At 62.8% G+C, this 16,848-nt stretch carries 16 protein-coding genes; 7 read left to right on the top strand and 9 right to left on the bottom strand.

Annotated features, from left to right (window positions below):
- Positions 1-4: 4 nt before the first annotated feature.
- Complete coding sequence (locus tag C7I87_RS14440) at positions 5-628, bottom strand: thermonuclease family protein (RefSeq protein ID WP_149904840.1); 624 nt, start codon at positions 626-628, stop codon at positions 5-7.
- Between the two features lie 76 nt (positions 629-704).
- On the opposite strand from C7I87_RS14440, the gene C7I87_RS14435 reads away from it, so the two are divergent.
- Together C7I87_RS14435 and C7I87_RS14430 are read left to right on the top strand one after the other, a co-directional pair.
- Positions 705-2,225 (top strand): sensor histidine kinase, encoded by a 1,521-nt coding sequence (locus C7I87_RS14435; RefSeq protein ID WP_149904839.1) that lies wholly within the window; start codon positions 705-707, stop codon positions 2,223-2,225.
- A gap of 52 nt (positions 2,226-2,277) precedes the next feature.
- Entirely contained in the window at positions 2,278-2,802 is a 525-nt protein-coding gene (locus tag C7I87_RS14430) for a GNAT family N-acetyltransferase (protein ID WP_246696273.1), read from the top strand.
- Between the two features lie 20 nt (positions 2,803-2,822).
- On the opposite strand, the gene C7I87_RS14425 is transcribed toward C7I87_RS14430, so the two are convergent.
- Complete coding sequence (locus tag C7I87_RS14425; RefSeq protein ID WP_149904837.1) at positions 2,823-3,821, bottom strand: nicotinate-nucleotide--dimethylbenzimidazole phosphoribosyltransferase; 999 nt, start codon at positions 3,819-3,821, stop codon at positions 2,823-2,825.
- Between the two features lie 198 nt (positions 3,822-4,019).
- Here C7I87_RS14425 and C7I87_RS14420 point away from each other — a divergent pair, with 198 nt between their 5' ends.
- Both C7I87_RS14420 and C7I87_RS14415 read left to right on the top strand, forming a co-directional pair.
- Complete coding sequence (locus C7I87_RS14420; protein WP_140824460.1) at positions 4,020-4,250, top strand: DUF1289 domain-containing protein; 231 nt, start codon at positions 4,020-4,022, stop codon at positions 4,248-4,250.
- Between the two features lie 10 nt (positions 4,251-4,260).
- Positions 4,261-4,965 (top strand): TIGR02281 family clan AA aspartic protease, encoded by a 705-nt coding sequence (locus tag C7I87_RS14415; RefSeq protein WP_149904836.1) that lies wholly within the window; start codon positions 4,261-4,263, stop codon positions 4,963-4,965.
- Between the two features lie 59 nt (positions 4,966-5,024).
- Here the strand turns inward: C7I87_RS14415 and dusA are convergent, their stop codons facing one another.
- Positions 5,025-6,014 carry a tRNA dihydrouridine(20/20a) synthase DusA gene (gene dusA / locus C7I87_RS14410; protein ID WP_149904835.1) on the bottom strand — a complete coding sequence of 330 codons (990 nt, stop codon included), beginning with the start codon at positions 6,012-6,014 and terminating at the stop codon, positions 5,025-5,027.
- A 512-nt stretch (positions 6,015-6,526) separates the two neighbouring features.
- Positions 6,527-6,829: a DUF982 domain-containing protein gene (locus tag C7I87_RS14400; RefSeq protein WP_149904834.1), complete on the bottom strand. Its 303-nt coding sequence runs from the start codon at positions 6,827-6,829 to the stop codon at positions 6,527-6,529.
- Between the two features lie 362 nt (positions 6,830-7,191).
- Between C7I87_RS14400 and C7I87_RS14395 the strand changes: the two genes are divergently transcribed.
- Entirely contained in the window at positions 7,192-8,649 is a 1,458-nt protein-coding gene (locus C7I87_RS14395) for an NCS1 family nucleobase:cation symporter-1 (RefSeq protein ID WP_149904833.1), read from the top strand.
- A 33-nt stretch (positions 8,650-8,682) separates the two neighbouring features.
- On the opposite strand, the gene C7I87_RS14390 is transcribed toward C7I87_RS14395, so the two are convergent.
- The 5 genes from C7I87_RS14390 to tpiA all read right to left on the bottom strand — a co-directional run bounded on the left by C7I87_RS14390 (position 8,683) and on the right by tpiA (position 13,802).
- Positions 8,683-9,222, bottom strand: a complete 540-nt coding sequence (locus C7I87_RS14390) for a DUF1697 domain-containing protein (RefSeq protein ID WP_149904832.1) — start codon at positions 9,220-9,222, stop codon at positions 8,683-8,685.
- Between the two features lie 8 nt (positions 9,223-9,230).
- Positions 9,231-10,868, bottom strand: a complete 1,638-nt coding sequence (locus tag C7I87_RS14385; RefSeq protein ID WP_137931184.1) for a CTP synthase — start codon at positions 10,866-10,868, stop codon at positions 9,231-9,233.
- Between the two features lie 197 nt (positions 10,869-11,065).
- Positions 11,066-12,184 carry a L,D-transpeptidase gene (locus C7I87_RS14380; RefSeq protein WP_149904831.1) on the bottom strand — a complete coding sequence of 373 codons (1,119 nt, stop codon included), beginning with the start codon at positions 12,182-12,184 and terminating at the stop codon, positions 11,066-11,068.
- 212 nt (positions 12,185-12,396) lie between these two features.
- A complete protein-coding gene (secG, locus tag C7I87_RS14375; RefSeq protein WP_149904830.1) occupies positions 12,397-12,864 on the bottom strand; it encodes a preprotein translocase subunit SecG in 468 nt (155 codons plus the stop codon).
- Between the two features lie 167 nt (positions 12,865-13,031).
- On the bottom strand, positions 13,032-13,802 hold the full coding sequence (tpiA, locus tag C7I87_RS14370; protein WP_149904829.1) for a triose-phosphate isomerase: 771 nt from the start codon (positions 13,800-13,802) through the stop codon (positions 13,032-13,034).
- A gap of 143 nt (positions 13,803-13,945) precedes the next feature.
- On the opposite strand from tpiA, the gene C7I87_RS14365 reads away from it, so the two are divergent.
- Positions 13,946-15,838, top strand: a complete 1,893-nt coding sequence (locus tag C7I87_RS14365) for a SurA N-terminal domain-containing protein (protein ID WP_149904828.1) — start codon at positions 13,946-13,948, stop codon at positions 15,836-15,838.
- On the top strand, positions 15,835-16,845 hold the full coding sequence (trpD, locus tag C7I87_RS14360; RefSeq protein WP_149904827.1) for an anthranilate phosphoribosyltransferase: 1,011 nt from the start codon (positions 15,835-15,837) through the stop codon (positions 16,843-16,845). Before C7I87_RS14365 ends, trpD begins: the two co-directional genes overlap by 4 nt.
- The last annotated feature ends 3 nt before the right edge of the window (positions 16,846-16,848 follow it).

The raw sequence follows: 16,848 nt of genomic DNA, 5'->3' as shown, positions 1-16,848 counted from the left end.
CGCTTCACCAGAGGCGAAATATCTCGCGCGCGGCGTCGCCGATCGACGCCAGCGTGCCATGTTTTCGCTCCACGACGTCGCCGTGGTGGCTGTCGCGCCAGTCCTGCGGCTGGTCGAACGTACCCGCCCAGATGCCAACCCTTGCCGCGCGCGCTATCGCTTCCTCGCCTTCGAAGTCGCCATAGGAGACGGCCCAGCCGGCCTCGACCTGGGCGCGGTTGAGGTCGATGCCGCCGGCCTTGCAGTCGCCAAGCAACCGGCCGTAGCGATCGCGCTGCCAGCCGCTGCAGGTGACCGGCCTGCCGGCGATCAGCCGCACCAGTGACTGGCGCGACAGCGTACCGCAGGCATAATCGGCGCCGTTCTTGCGGCAGGTCTGGGTGTATTCCGGAGCGTCGATGCCACGCATGCGGATGCGCTCGGTGCCGAGCGTGATCGAATCGCCGTCATTGATGATGGCCGTACCTTGCGTCTTGCGCGTCTCCACCCGATCGAGACGCGCCGCGAGCAGGATCAGCAGCCCCAGAATGACGACGGTAAGCCCGTAGTCCAGCAGCTTGCGCCACAGGCTTCTCGGGCGCGGTGCCGCGTACCGCGGGCGCGACCTTGGCGACCAGGAACGGCTCATATGGCAAACGGTTGGTTAATCATTCGAACGTAGCTTAACACCTTGAAATCGCTGCGCGCATAAATTGAAGCTTTTGATGCCCTTGCAACGCTCGAACACAGCGGACAAGTTCATTGTGGACCGCAGGAAACGGCATCGCAACAGCGATGTCGCGCGCGCGGTGCGCAAGACGCGCGACCGTCTTTCGCAGCAGGTCGGCAATCCCGATTTCGACCGCGAACTGCTGAAGCTCCATGCCGGGGCGATGACAAGCGGTGCCGTCGTCATCCCGCTGCTTGTCCTGGCGATTGCCGCGGCCGGCCGTCTGGCCGGTGTCGGCAATGAGATCGGGCTCTGGGCGTTGTTTACGCTCACCTGCTATACAATGGTCGTCTTCATGGCGCGGCGCATCGAGCGTACGGAAGCTTCCGAACTCAACGCATTGCAAACGCGAAGGGAATTCCTGGTTGGGCATTTCCTTTGCGGCGTCGGTTGGGCCTGGTTCGTATGGCTGGGCTGTGGCGCCTGCGAGGCCGACCAGTTCCAGGTGGTCAAGGCGGTGGTGCTGCTGTTAGCCATGGCAGGGACCGCGCTCATGGCCTCGTCCCTGAGTGGCGCGCTGCTGGCGACCTTCGCGGTTCCAGTGGCGCTCTACGCCTATGCCGCGACCAGGTCGTGGATGCCGGTCGAGGCGATTATGGCCGGGCTGCTTGTCCTGTCGCTGCCTTTCTTCGCCTATATCGCCAGTCACCTGAATCGCTTCTCCCTGCTGCTCTTGTCGTTCCGCTCCGAAAAGGACGCGCTGATCGCCGAAGTGGAGACGGCGAAATCGATGTCGGACGAGGCGCGGCGGCGGGCCGAGGACGCCAACCTTGCAAAATCGCGTTTCCTCGCTTCGATGAGCCATGAATTGCGCACGCCGCTCAACGCCATTCTCGGCTTTTCCGAGGTGATGGCGAACGAGGTGCTGGGGCCGATGAGCAATCCCACCTATCGCGACTACGCCCATGACGTGCATGATTCCGGCCAGCACCTGCTCGACCTGATCAACGAGATCCTCGACCTGTCGCGCATCGAGGCCGGCCGCTACCAGCTCAACGAAGAGCCGGTGATGTTGCTCAACATCGTCGAGGATTGCTGTCACATGATGGAGCTGAAGGCGCGCAACAAGGATATCCGCGTCGTCCAAGATTTCGAACAGACATTGCCGCGGCTGTTCGCCGACGAGCGCGCCTTGCGCCAGATCGCGCTCAACCTTCTATCCAACGCCATCAAATTCACCGCCACCGGCGGCGAAATCCGCGTGCGGGTCGGCTGGACGGCGGGCGGCGGCCAGTACATTTCGATCAAGGACAACGGCCCCGGCATTCCCGAGGACGAGATTCCGGTCGTGCTTTCAGCCTTCGGCCAGGGTTCGATCGCCATCAAGAGCGCAGAACAAGGCACCGGGCTTGGCCTGCCGATCGTGCAAGGGCTGCTCGCCATGCACGGCGGTGAGTTCGAGCTTCACTCGAAGCTGCGCGAGGGAACGGAAGCGATCGCCATCTTCCCGCTGAGCCGGGTGATGGAAGAACTGCCGGCGCTGCCGACCGCGGCGGTGGCCGCGAGGCGGCGGTAGCGCCGTAGGGACCTGCGCCGACATGGACTGAAAAGGAACGCGGATCGTAATGATGGCGAAGTGGGATGCCAGCGGCGTCGAAATCAAGTCGCAGCGGCTTCGCCTGAAGCTGTTTACGGCCGACGATGCTGCAGAAATCTTTGCCGCCATCACTCCCTCGATCACCCGTTTCATGCAGTGGGAACCACCTCGATCACCAACCGCCTTTGCCGAGGTATGGCGATCCTGGCTGGTGCCGATCCTTGACGGATCGGATTTGCATTTCGTTGTGCGTTCGTTGGCGGACGTTCGCTGCCTGGGGCTTGTCGACCTTCATGCGGCCAGGACTGCCTGTCCCGAGATCGGAATTTGGCTAAGGGAGGACGTACATGGAAACGGCATCGGCCGTGAGGCCGTTGCCGCCGTGGCGGCGTGGGCGTCCAACGTGTTCAATCCGGATTGCTTCGAGTATCCAGTCGCGGAAGAGAACGTGGCGAGCAGAAGGATCGCGGAAGGTCTTGGCGGTTCGATAGTCGAGACACGCTCGAATTCGAAATATACCTCCGTCGTCTACCGCATTCCCAATAGCCGGCGTTGACGCGCGAGGACGGGGAGATGCTAGCTCCGCACAGCCGCCGCCATGCCTGAACTGGTCAGCGCCGCTGCCTTGACCAGCCCGGCTGCAAGGGCTGCTCCCGCACCTTCGCCATGGCTGATGCCGAGATCTAGCAGCGGACGCAGCCCGAGGTGCTCGGCGGCCCTTGCATGCGCGGGCTCAAGCGACAGGCTGGCGAGAAGACAATGATCAAGTGCTGCAGGGTTCGCGGCATGCAGCACCGCCGCGGCTGCCGTTGCCGCGAAGCCATCGAGCAATACCGGTATCTGCTGCATCCGCGCGGCGAGGATGGCGCCGGCTATTGCCGCGAACTCGCGGCCGCCGACCCGGCGCAGCACCTCCAGCGGGTCTTCGAGATTGTGGCCGTGAAAGGCCAGCGCCGCATCGACCACCTCTGCCTTGCGGGCCTGCATCGCCGCATCGGCGCCGGATCCCGGGCCTACCCAGTCGGCGCCCCTGCCGCCGAACAGCGCGGCGAACAGGGCGGCGGCGACGGTGGAATTGCCGACGCCGAGATCGCCGAGGCAAAGCAGGTCGGTGCCGCCGGCAATCGCCTCCATGCCGAAGGCCATGGTGGCGGCGCAACCGCGCTCATCGAGCGCGGCATCCTCGGTAATGTCGCCGGTCGGGATGTGCAGGGCAAGATCGAACACCTTCAGGCCGAGGTCGTTGGCAATGCAGATCTGATTGATCGCGGCACCACCGGCCGCGCAAAGCTCGACCGCGTTGGCGGTCGCCGCCACGGGCCTTGGCGAAACGCCATGCCTGACAACGCCATGGTTGCCGGCAAAGACAGCCATCAGGGGCCTGGTCACCGCGGGCGGAGCACGACCGCTCCATGTGGCAAGCCATGCGGCGATGTCTTCGACGCGGCCAAGCGAATTTTCCGGCTTGTCGGCCTTGGCAAACAGCGTGCGCACGCGTGCCTCGGCTTTGATGTCGGCTGCCGGCAAATTGTCGAGCAGGTTGCGGAAATCGTCGAAAGGCAGTGCACTGGTCATGTCGCGAACAATCGTTCCTAGAATCGAGGAGCGGCATAGCTGCCTTGCGTGATCGGCACAACCTCCTCGATCATCCTTCCTGATTTGCCGCAAAGGCGGCCAGGCAAGGCGCAATCGCGAGAGCTTGCATTGGCTTTGCCGTTGCACCATGTGGAGATGGAAGAGTGGATTCCGGACCGGGTCCCTCAAGAGAAAGTCATGACGGCCATCGAATCTCCCTGCATCCTGGTCTGTTCGATCGATATGAAAACCGGCTTCTGCTTCGGTTGCGGCCGCACGCGCGAGGAGATCGGCGCCTGGATGGGAATGACGCCCGAGACGCGCCGCGGCGTGATGGCCGAACTGCCGGCCCGGCTGGAAACCGTCGAGCGCCGGCCGCGCCGGGAAACGCGCCGCACCCGCATGGCGCGCGAGCGCGACGCACTCTAGCGAGGGACCGATGAGCAGTCGGCTGTTCTGGACTGTGATGGCGGTGATCGGCGTGGGGGCAGCCTTGCTCATGCTCAACGATTCCGCCGGCCGCACGCTCGGCGTCGAGAATTACGATTTTGGTCGGCTGATCTGGCTTGGGGCCTTCGGCGCGCTTATCGGCGCCGGCTTGCTGCGGTCGGCTCCGCTCGGAGTGATGGCCCGCAATCTCGGCACCTGGGCGGCTATCGTGCTCGCGCTGGTCGCCGGCTATCAATATCGGTACGAACTGCAGGACGTCGCCAGCCGGGTGACCGCGGGCCTCGTTCCCGGCAGCCCGCTGGCGCTCGGCGTCGAAGATGGCCACGCCACCGTGACCCTCGACAAGGCCGACAACGGTCACTTCGAGGCGCGCATCCTCGTCAATGGCAATCCGGTGCGGGCCGTTGTCGACACCGGCGCGACCAGCACGGTCCTTACTTCGGAAGATGCACAGGCCGCCGGCTTCAATCCGGCGGCGCTCAACTACACGATACCGGTTTCGACAGCCAACGGCATGGCGCGCGCCGCTGCGGTCAAAACCAACGAGGTGGCGATTGGCGGCATCGTGCGCAAGAATATGCCGGTGATGATCGCCGCTCCCGGCATGCTGAGCCAAAGTCTGCTCGGCATGAATTTCATCGGCTCGCTGTCGGGATTCGACGTGCGCGGCGACCGTATGATCCTCAGGGACTAATGCATGTCGCCCGGAAGTGTCCTCGGTTCCGGGATAACGACATGCATAAAATCAGAAGGTCAGGCCGCTTCGGCCGCCGCTCCACTGAATTCGACAGCCGCGAATGCCACCTTCAGCACGTCCGGCCCGGCTCCGGGCCGGTTCGCATCGGTGGACAGGATCTGGCGGTAGCGGCGCGCGCCAGGCAGCCCGTGAAACAGCCCGACCATGTGGCGGGTGACATGGCCGAGCCGCCCGCCCTGTTCGATATTGCGCCCCGCATAGTCCGCCATCGCGTCGATCAGCGCCGCGAAATCGAACGCTTTCGGCCGCGCTCCGTAGAAGGCGGCGTCAACACCGGACAGAATGCCTGGCGTGTGGTAGGCAGCGCGGCCGAGCATGGCTCCGTCGACATGATCGAGATGCATCTGCGCCTCTTCAAGCGACTGAATACCGCCGTTTATACCGATGAATTTGCTGGGGTCTTTGCTCTTCAGCCGATAGACTCTGTTGTAGTCGAGCGGCGGGATGTCGCGGTTTTCTTTGGGGCTCAGCCCTTCAAGCCACGCCTTGCGCGCATGCACCCACAAGGCATCAGCACCGGCATTGAAAATCCCGTCCGCCAGCGCATCGAGCGCCGGCTCCGGATCCTGTTCGTCGACGCCGATGCGGCATTTGACCGTGACCGGCACCGTCACCGCAGCTTTCATCGCGGCGACGCAATCAGCGACGAGGCCGGGCACTTTCATCAGGCAGGCGCCGAATGTACCGGACTGGACGCGGTCGGACGGGCAGCCGACATTGAGATTGATCTCGTCATAACCGAAGGCCTCACCAATGCGCGCCGCCTCGGCAAGTTTTGCGGGATCCGAGCCGCCAAGTTGCAGGGCGACGGGATGTTCCACCTCATCGAAGCCAAGCAGCCGCTCGCGTGAGCCGTGAATGACAGCATCGGCCACAACCATTTCGGTATAAAGCAGCGCGCGGGCCGTCATCTGGCGATGGAAGAACCGGCAATGCCGGTCAGTCCAGTCCATCATCGGCGCGATTGCGAGTTTTGCATTCAACATGGTGTTGGGATTGGTTTTCCAGGCGATCCGTCCACCTGGACCGGATCTTGCCGCGACATGTAGCGTATTTACTGCCCCATTCAAACTGTCCGCCCTCTTTGGCTACCGGCGCAGGTGCTTTCAAGTCTCTTGCCGATTGCGCGGCAACATGCGGGCGACGTCGATGGCATGATGGCCCTGCTCGAGCCGGATGCGGTGATCGACTGTGGTGGGGGACGGTTTCTGCGCGGCTATGAAGCCATCCACGCTACTATGCCGCCGTCTCCGCCTCCGGCCGCAAGTTTGCGGTTGGTGAGCAGCGTGCCGCGCTGATCAGCGGTGACCCAGGCGCCGACCTCGGCCCGCCTCCGGACAAGCGAAGTCGCCCGCCGGCAAGCGGATGGATGATGGCTTGGGCGATTAATCGACGCTGTGTCGATTGGTGACTGGACGTTGGCCTGCTCCGAAGCGCAACACAACCACATCGCGCCCGCAACGGACGCGACCCTGCCAGAAGCAAAGCAGCGCTGCGTTTATCGGCGCAGCGCGCGTATGTCAGCCATGCTGTTGCCGCCCATCGGCATTGCCATGTCATCGTCGAGAAGCCGCGTGATCCGGGCAAATCCGGTGAACGCCTTTCTGGCTTCCTCTGCCGACATCTGTCCCGACAGGGCGGCCGAACAGCAATTCAGCGCACACTGATACACAGGCCCACGCCGTCCCGTCGGCCATTTACGCAAGAAAACCATCGCCTCGGCGACACTATCCACTTCTTCGACAGGATATCCCTGCCCGCGCGATATCCGCACGGGCGAAAAGAAATGTAGGTAGTTCATCGTTTCCTCCCGGTCGATCGAGATGCGCTCAATCGAACCCTACGAAACGCGCCGTCCGGCGGTTGGTTCCACCGGAAAAACAGAATCTTTAAAAAAATCTGGCGGCCGGATGCGATGACCAATGTCGGCGTAGGCAATCCTGACGGGCCTTGCCGAATGGCGGCCGAGGATCGAAAATTCGAATCGACAGACAGGCTGGTGTCAAAAGCGGCTCATCATCATGGCCCGTCGATAATCGCGGTTCATATTGAATATCTTTAAGGCCAAAGCCGGCAAATAGGTTGCTTGTCGGTTCCCCCGCGTCAGGCGTAACCTCCGCGGTCAACGCGTGAGGGCGCGTGCTGCAAGAAGGGGACATTGCAATGACAATACAAGGCGCATCGCCTGACCTGTACAATGAAGACCTCGCTCCTGCCAAGGTTCGAAACTGGGGACCGTTCTCGATCTTCAACGTCTGGACGTCGGACGTCCATAGCCTGTGGGGCTACTACCTCGCCGCCAGCCTGTTTCTGTTCTGTGGCGGCTTCGTCAATTTCATCATCGCCATCGGCATCGGTTCGCTGATCATCTACGCGCTGATGAACATGGTCGGTTACGCCGGTGTGAAGACCGGTGTGCCCTACCCCGTGCTAGCCCGCGCCTCGTTCGGCATCTGGGGCGCCAACATTCCGGCACTGGTGCGCGCCATCGTCGCCTGCTTCTGGTACGGCGCGCAGACAGCCGCCGCCTCCGGTGCCATCGTAGCATTGCTCATCCGCTCGCAATGGTTCGCCGATTTCAACGCCAACACGCATTTTCTCGGCCATTCCGGCCTGGAGGTGATCTGCTTCGTCGTCATATGGGCCCTGCAACTGCTGATCATCCAGAAAGGTATGGAAACGGTGCGCCGGTTCCAGGACTGGGCGGGTCCCGCCGTCTGGGTGATGATGTTGCTCCTGGCTATCTATCTCTGCGTCAAATCCGGAACCTTCGCCTTCACCAGCGATATCCCGATGGACGTGCTTCTGGAAAAAACCAAGGACGCCGGCGTGCCCGGAACGCCGGGCTCTTGGACGTCGCTGTTCGCTGTGGCCGCGATCTGGGTGACGTATTTTTCGGCCCTCTATCTCAATTTCTGCGATTTCGCCCGCTATGCGCCCGATCAGGCAGCCCTGCGCAAGGGCAATATCTGGGGCCTGCCGATCAACCTCATCCTGTTCTCGCTGGTGGCTGGCGTCACCACCATCGCCGCCTACGACGTCTACCATGAGGTGCTACTACATCCCGACCAGATCTCCGCCAAGTTCGACAGCTGGTTCCTGGCTGCCCTTGCGGCCTTGACCTTCGCAGTGGCGACCTTGGGTATCAACGTGGTGGCCAACTTCGTCTCACCCGCGTTCGACTTCTCCAACGTCTTCCCGCGTCAGATCGACTTCAAGAAGGGTGGCTACATCGCGGCCGTCATCGCACTGGTGCTCTATCCCTTCGCCCCGTGGGACGGCAGCGCCGCCTCCTTCGTCAACGTCATCGGCGCGACGATGGGGCCGATCTTCGGCGTGATGATGGTCGATTACTACCTGATCCGCAAAGGTGAGGTCGACGTCGAGGCGCTCTATCGCGAGGACGGCGAGTTCCGTTTCCAGGGCGGCTGGCATGTCAATGCCTTCATCGCCGCCGGCATCGGCGCCATCTTCTCCTCGATCCTGCCGAACTTCACCAATTGGCTGCCGTCCTGGTGGGGCGTCTATGGCTGGTTCTTCGGCGTGGCGATTGCCGGCGTCATCTACTACGTGCTGCGCACCGCGGCCGTAGGCGCCAGCGCCAAGACGGCCAAAGCCTGATGGATTGTCGGGGCGGCCTCGAGCCGCCCCGCTTTACTCCGCGACCATCTCGGCCAGCTTGCGCACCGTGTTCCAGTTGCGCGAAGTGCCGACGCCGAGGCGCTTGTGATTGGCCGCGGCAAGCAGCCGCGAGCTTGGCCTCTCCCGCGAGAACACGAGCCATATATCGCCCCCGACCAAGAGTACCTTCTCGCCCTCGGCGGCATGGGCCTGAAGCCCCGCCATGGCATCTTCGGCCACAGGTTCTCGCATCACGCGCACGGCGACCTGGTCTCCCGCCTCCGTGGATTCGGTCGGGAATGGATTGCCGGTTGCGAGTTTCAGCCAATCTCCGGCGCTACGGACAATGATGTCGACGCGACGCCCAAAGGCCTGTTCGAAGGCGGCCTCCAGACGTTTCTCAAGCGTGGAGATCAAGGTTTTTTCGCTCTCGAAGACCAGGTTGCCGGTCGCCACCAAGGTGCGGACATTCTTCAGGCCGAGGCTTTCCGCCATCGCCTTCAGGTCGGACATGACGACCCGTCGCCCCTCTCCCAGGATGATGCTGTAGAGGAGCGCGACATAAGTCCGCATGGAAGCGGTCAGACCAGCCGGCTCTGCTCCACCGCCGCCTCGATGAAGCTGGCGAACAGCGGATGCGGATCGAGCGGCCGGCTCTTCAGCTCGGGGTGATACTGCACGCCGATGAACCAGGGATGGTCGGGATATTCGACCGTCTCGGGCAGCACACCGTCGGGCGACATGCCTGCAAACACCAGCCCGCAATCCTCCAGGCGCTGCTTGTAGTCGATATTGACCTCGTAGCGGTGCCGGTGACGTTCGGAAATCTGGGTGTCGCCATAGATGTCGGCGATCTTCGAGCCCTTGGCGAGCTCGGCCTGATAGGCGCCGAGCCGCATGGTGCCGCCGAGGTCGCCGCTCGCCCTGCGCTTTTCCAGCATGTTGCCCTTCAGCCATTCGGTCATCAAACCGACGACCGGTTCCTTGGTCGGGCCGAACTCGGTCGAGGAGGCATGTTCGACACCGGCCAGAGAGCGCGCCGCCTCGATGCAGGCCATCTGCATGCCGAAGCAGATGCCGAAATATGGCACCTTGCGCTCACGCGCGAATTTCGCCGCCAGGATCTTGCCCTCCGAGCCACGTTCACCGAAGCCGCCGGGCACCAGGATGCCGTGCACCTTCTCCAGCCAAGGCGTCGGGTCCTCCTTTTCGAAGATTTCCGATTCGATCCAGTCCAGCTTGACCTTGACGTGGTTGGCCAGCCCGCCATGCGAGAGCGCCTCGATCAGCGATTTGTAGGCGTCCTTGAGGCCGGTATACTTGCCGACGATGGCGATGGTGACCTCGCCCTCCGGATTGTGGATGCGGTTGGAGACCGCCTGCCACGGCTCCATGCGCGGCTTGGGCGCCGGATCGATGCCGAAAGCGGCCAGCACTTCCGAATCGAGACCTTCCTTGTGATAGGCCATCGGCACGTCGTAAATATGCGGCACGTCGAGCGCCTGGATCACGGCGCTTTCCCTGACATTGCAGAACAGCGACAGTTTGCGGCGCTCTTCCTTGGGAATGGCGCGATCGGCGCGCACCAGAAGAATGTCGGGCGCAATGCCAATGCCGCGCAGTTCCTTCACCGAATGCTGGGTCGGCTTGGTCTTCAGCTCACCCGCCGTCGGGATATAGGGCATCAAGGTCAGATGCACGTAGACGGCGTTGTTGCGCGGCAGATCGTTGCCGAGTTGGCGGATCGCCTCGAGGAACGGCATCGCCTCGATGTCGCCGACCGTGCCGCCGATCTCGCACAGCACGAAATCATAGTCGTCATTGCCGTCGAGGACGAAATTCTTGATCTCATCGGTAACGTGCGGGATGACCTGCACGGTGGCGCCGAGATAGTCGCCGCGCCGCTCGCGCTCGATGATGTTCTTGTAGATACGTCCGGTGGTGATGTTGTCCTGCTGATTGGCGGAACGGCCGGTGAAGCGCTCGTAATGGCCAAGATCGAGGTCGGTTTCGGCCCCGTCATCGGTGACGAACACCTCGCCATGCTGGTACGGCGACATCGTGCCGGGATCGACATTGAGGTAGGGGTCGAGTTTTTTGATGCGTGCGCGATAGCCTCGCGCCTGCAGGAGAGCCCCAAGGGCCGCTGCGGCAATGCCTTTTCCAAGTGAGGAAACCACGCCGCCTGTGATGAATACATATCGCGCCATGGGAGTCATCGCTTAACGCGGCCTGATTGATTCCGCCAGAGAAAAAACCGCCGCGAGGGCTTTTTCCCAAAAAGGCGCTCGGACCATGACCCCGAAAAGTGGAATCCGGTTTTCGGACAGGATCACGACCAAACAGGTTTGACGGGGATCTTAAGCAAAACGAAAGGGCCGGCTGAGCCGGCCCTTTCGGCATGATCTTGGAAACGTCAGATGATGACGACTTTGGTGCCGACCCGGACGCGGCTGTAGAGATCCATGACGTGCTCGTTCATCATGCGGAAGCAGCCATTGGAAGCGCTGGTTCCGATCGACTGCGGCGCGATGGTGCCATGGATACGCAGATGCGTGTCTTTCTTGCCGTCATAGAGATAGATGGCGCGGGCGCCGAGCGGGTTCTGTCCGCCGCCGGCCATGCCGTCCTTGTACTGGCCGTAGTGCTTCGGCTCGCGCTTCTGCATGTCGAGCGTGGGGATCCAACGCGGCCATTCCTGCTTGTCGCCGACCGCGACGGTGCCCTTGAACTGCAGGCCTTCGCGGCCGACTGCGATGGCGTAGCGACGCGCGGTCGTGGACGATTCGACGAGATAGAGCCGGCGAGCGCTGGTGTCGATGACGATCGTGCCGGCATCATAGCCCGTGAATTCCACATCTTGAGGCACGAATTCCGGCTTCACCTTGAACGGCTTCTTGGCGTTCTTCTGCGCAAGTGCCGAGTCGAGCGCGCGTGTCTCGGGCAGATAGCTGATCGATGATGAGGTTCCGCCGAACAGACCGGCGAACAGGCCGCCACTCGACTGCTTCTGGCCGCCGACGACTTCGCTGCGCAGTTCGCCATTATTACCCGTCAAAGCGACATTCATCGCTTCGGCCGGGATAGGCTCTGCCGACTGGATCGGCGCCAGCGGCGTCAGTGGTTCGATGATCTTGGTGGTCTTCTTGACTGGCTTGGCCTCGGCCACTTCAGTCGCCGGCGCACCCTTCTGGGCCAGGAAGGCCTGCCGTTCGGCATCGGCCCTGGCCTTCGCCGCTTCGCGCATCGCCAGCTTCCTGGCTTCGAGGGCCTTGGCTTTGGCGTCTTCCTTGCCAGCGGCGATCCTGGCCTCGATCTTCTTGATCTGGGCGAGATCGTCTGGTGTCGGGGTTTTCTTCCTCTTGAGAAGCTTCAACTGCGCCGCATCGCTCTTGGCCGCGACAGGGATGGCGTCCGTTTTTTCAAGCGAGACCGACTGTTGTGCGGCCACGTTTGCCGGCATGGTGGCGAGGGCCGGGGAACTCATGCCGATTGCGGCGCAAAGTCCCAGGAAAATGAAGCTGCGAAGCTGCATGGCGAAGATCCGATCGTTCAATGCTTGTTGCCCACGGCGTCGCCCGGCGTCCCCCAAGGACGCCGAAAATGCCGCGTGCAATCTATAGTCGAATAAGCGCGGATGCCTCAAGCGCGAGACCGCGCTGCTGCCCGTCGAATCTTCGTGATCGCGCAGCATTTGCCGCGACTGTGTTCAAACGAACACAGATCGCGTTTTGGAAAAGTGAGAGATTACTGGTTCGGAACCTGGGGCGCCGCTGGCGCTGTGCCGGTGGTTCCATTGGTCGCAGGCGGCGTTGCTGCGGGCGCGGTGGGGGCCGTTGCCGGAGGCTTTGCCGCAGTGTCGTTTCCGGACGGCGGCGTCGGCGTGGTGTTGCCGGCGGGAGCCGGGGTGGTGGTGCCAGGCAATTGATTGAGCACACCCTTGCCGGCACCGCTCGAGGTCGCGGGAACCCGATCGAGAATGTCGATCGGCTTCTCGCCGTAGCGGGCGATGATCGACAAGGTCAGCGACGTCACGAAGAATGCTGCCGCCAGGATCGCCGTCGCCCGGGTCAACGCGTTCGCCGCGCCCCGCGCCGTCATGAAGCCCGATCCGCCACCAATGCCGAGACCGCCGCCTTCGGAGCGCTGCAGCAGCACCACGCCGACAAGGGCGAGCACGACCATGAGATGGATGACGATCAGTACGGTTTGCATAGTTTATCCTGGCAAGGCCCTGGCCGGCCGCGGACACGGCCGGTGAATTGGAGGCGGCTCAATACAATGCTTTCACGGCATTTCCAAGCCCGTGGCCGGAATATGGGAAGCAACGCGTCCTTTGCAACGAATTTGGACGGGACGAGACCCGCCCATCGTCAGGGATCTCAGCCTGCAATGCTGCGATAGGCCTCGGCGATGGCCAGGAAATCAGCTGCTTTCAGGCTGGCGCCGCCGACCAGCCCGCCATCGACGTTCCGGACGCCCAGCAGCTCCACGGCGTTGGACGGCTTGACCGAGCCGCCATAGAGAATGCGCATCCTGGCAGCGGCGGTCCCCAGCTTTTCCGACAGCTTTTCGCGGATATGCGCATGCGCCTCGGCCACATCGGTCGCCGTTGGCGTCAGGCCGGTGCCGATCGCCCACACCGGCTCGTAGGCGATAATGGTATTGGACGGCGTGGCGCTCGGCGGCACCGAGCCTTCGACCTGGCGCGAAAGTACATCCAGCGTGGCGCCGGCTTCACGCTGCTGCTGCGTCTCGCCGATGCAAACGATGGCCACGAGCCCTGCACGCCAGGCCGCGGTGGCCTTGGCCTGGACCGTCGCATCGTCCTCGCCGCTCTGTTCGCGGCATTCGGAGTGACCGACGATGACATGGCTCGCACCCGCGTCCTTCAGCATCTCCGCGGAGATGCAACCGGTATAGGCGCCGCTTTCCTTGGTGTGGCAGTCCTCACCGCCCGCATGAACCGGCGTGCGCGACAGGATCTCCGCGGCATGGGAAAGCAGGGTCGCGGGAACACAGACAAGTGCTTCGGTCTCGGCGTCGAGCCCACTCATGAAACCGTTGCCGATCATCCTGAGTTCGTTGAGCGAGGCGCTGGTGCCGTTCATTTTCCAGTTGCCGGCGACAAGCGGGCGAATTCCTGGCGTCATGGTGTGCTTCTCCGGGCAATATCAGGCTCTGGCCCTCACTACCAAAATCAGGCCACAAAGCAATCGACAGTGGACCGGAAGGGCGCTATTGCGCTTGTTTCAGACTCGGCGCATGCGAAAATGCGCATAAATCGGAAGTAACCATGCTTGGTATATTGAGAAGCGCGGCGGGTACCTGGGTCGCGAAGACGCTGCTTTCGCTGCTGGTGGTCAGTTTCGCTGCCTGGGGCATATCCGGAAAGCTCATGGGCGGCTTTGCGGGCCACGATTCGGTGATAACCGCTGGTGGAACCAAGGTATCGATCAACGAATACCGCCTTGCCTATGACCGCCAGCTCGCCGTCATGTCGCAGCAGTTCGGTCAGCGCCTCACTCATGAACAAGCAAAGGCGCTCGGCATCGACAATCAGGTGCTGGCGCAACTCGTCTCCGGTGCCGTTCTCGACGAACAGGCACGCAAGCTGGGCCTCGGCCTCTCCAAGGACCGGCTGGCCGAACTCACCCGCGAAGATCCGGCTTTCAAGGGCCCTGGCGGTCAGTTCGACCGAAGGACATTCGACTACATGCTGCGCGAGGTTGGCATGCGGCCCGAGGATTACCTGAAGAACCGCGCCCAGGTGGCGGTGCGCCAGCAGATCGTTGAGGCGGTCTCGGATGGCCTCAAGGCGCCGGACACATTCTTCAAGGCGGTCGCGCTCTACCGCGGCGAAGACCGCACCATCGACTATTTGACATTGCCAAAGACGCTGGTCGAGCCGATCGAGGCGCCGAGCGACAGCGTGCTCCAGGCTTATTTCGAGGCTAACAAGAAGACCTACGCCGCACCTGAATACCGCAAATTTTCCTATGTCCGCCTCGAGCCGGCGGACATCATGGATACGACCGCGATCACCGACCAGCAGCTCCGTGACGACTACAACAAGAACAAGGCACGCTACACCACGCCCGAAATGCGTACGATCGAGCAACTTGTGTTCAAGACGCCGGATGCCGCCAAGGCAGCACTCGATTCGCTCAAGGCCGGCGCCACCTTCGACAAGCTGGTGACCGCCGAGGGCAAGACCCCGGCCGACACGCTGCTTGGCACCCTTGCCAAGGACAAGATCGCCGACAAGGCGGTTGCCGATGCCGCCTTCGCGCTCAACGTCAATGAAGTCAGCCCAGTCGTCCAGGGCACCTTCGGTCCGGTGCTGCTGCGCGTCACCGAAATCAAGCCCGAGGTGGTGAAGCCGCTCGCCGAAGTGTCCGACCAGATCCGCAAGGACCTGGCGCTGGGTGAGGCAAGCCGCATCCTTCTGGATGTGCACGACAGTTATGAGGACACCCGTGCATCGGGCAGTTCGCTGGCGGACGCGGCCGCCAAATTGAAGCTTAAGGACATCACCATCGACGCCATCGATCGCAACGGATTGCGGCCCGATGGCTCCGTCGTCAAGGACCTGCCGGAATCGCCGTCGCTAATCAAGGCCGTCTTCGATGCGGAACCCAACACCGAAAATGAGGCGCTGACCACGGCGGACAACGGTTTCGTCTTCTATGAGGTTAGCTCTATCACGCCGGCTCGCGACCGCACTCTTGATGAGGTGCGCCAGAAAGTTGTCGCCGATTGGACGGCAGCCGAGATCACCAAGCGGCTCGCCGCCAAGGCGGACGAACTTGAGAAGCGGCTCAAGGCCGGCGCCACGCTGGACGTCATCGCCGGGGACCTCAAGCTGGAAAAGCAGACCAAGCGCGGCTTGAAGCGCGAAGCCGATGATGCCGATTTCGGCAAGGAGGGCGCCGCCGTGATGTTCGGCGTCGGCGAAGGCGGTACCGGGTTGATCCCCTCGCCCACAGGCGACGGCCAAATCCTGTTCAAGGTCGCCGAAGTGTTCGAACCCGCAGGGGCCGATGCCAGCTCGGTGCCGGAGGACGCGCAGAAATCCTTCACCTCCGGCATGTCCGACGACCTGCTCGACCAATTGGTGGCGCAGTTGCAGACACAGTACGACGTTCGGGTCGACCAGGCCGCCATTGCGCAAGCCTCGACAAGATGAGCGCGCTGAAAACCCATATCGCCAAGGTCGCGACCGGTACCGCCCTGTCCTTCGAGGAGGCGCGGGAGGCTTTCGACATCATCATGTCGGGTGACGCGACTCCGGGCCAGATCGGTGGTTTCCTGATGGCACTACGGGTGCGCGGTGAAACCGTGAGCGAGATTTCTGGCGCTGTCGCGACGATGCGTGCCAAGATGCTTCGCGTCGAGGCACCCGCCGGCGCCATTGATATCGTCGGCACGGGCGGCGACAATTCCCACAGTGTCAACATTTCGACGGGATCTGCGTTTGTTATCGCCGCCAGCGGCGTTCCCGTCGCCAAGCACGGCAATCGCGGCCTGTCCTCGCTGACCGGCGCGGCCGATGTGCTGATCGCGCTCGGCGTCAAGATCGATCTCTCGCCCGAGTTCATCGGCCGCTGCATCCACGAGGCTGGCGTCGGCTTCATGTTCGCGCCGGCGCACCATCCGGCGATGAAGCATGTCGGCCCGACCCGCGTCGAGCTCGGCACCCGCACCATCTTCAACCTGCTTGGGCCCCTCTCCAATCCGGCCGGGGTGAAACGGCAGATGGTCGGTGTGTTCCTGCCGGAATGGGTCATGCCGGTGGCCGAGACGCTGAAGGCGCTCGGTACCGAGCATGCCTGGGTCGCGCATGGCGATGGCTATGACGAGATCACCACCACAGGCGAGACGCTGGTCGCCGAACTGGTTGGCGGCGAGATCCGCAGCTTCATCCTGACCCCGGAAGAGGTTGGACTGAAGCGCCATACCAAGGATGAGTTGCGCGGCGGCGATGCCGCCTACAACGCCAAGGCCTTGCGCGACATGCTGAGCGGCGCCGCCGGCGCCTATCGCGACACCGTGTTGATGAATGCCGGCGCCGGACTGGTGATTGCGGGCAAGGCGACGACGCTCGGCGACGGCATCGCCATCGCCGCGCAGGCGATCGACAGCGGCCGGGCGCTGCAAGTGCTCGACCGGCTGGTCGAAATTTCGAACGGGTGAACC

The organism is Mesorhizobium sp. SARCC-RB16n (genome assembly GCF_008520305.1).
GTDB lineage: Bacteria > Pseudomonadota > Alphaproteobacteria > Rhizobiales > Rhizobiaceae > Mesorhizobium.
The sequence above is the reverse complement of the archived record's forward strand: the minus strand, read 5'-3'. Positions and strand labels throughout refer to the sequence as shown.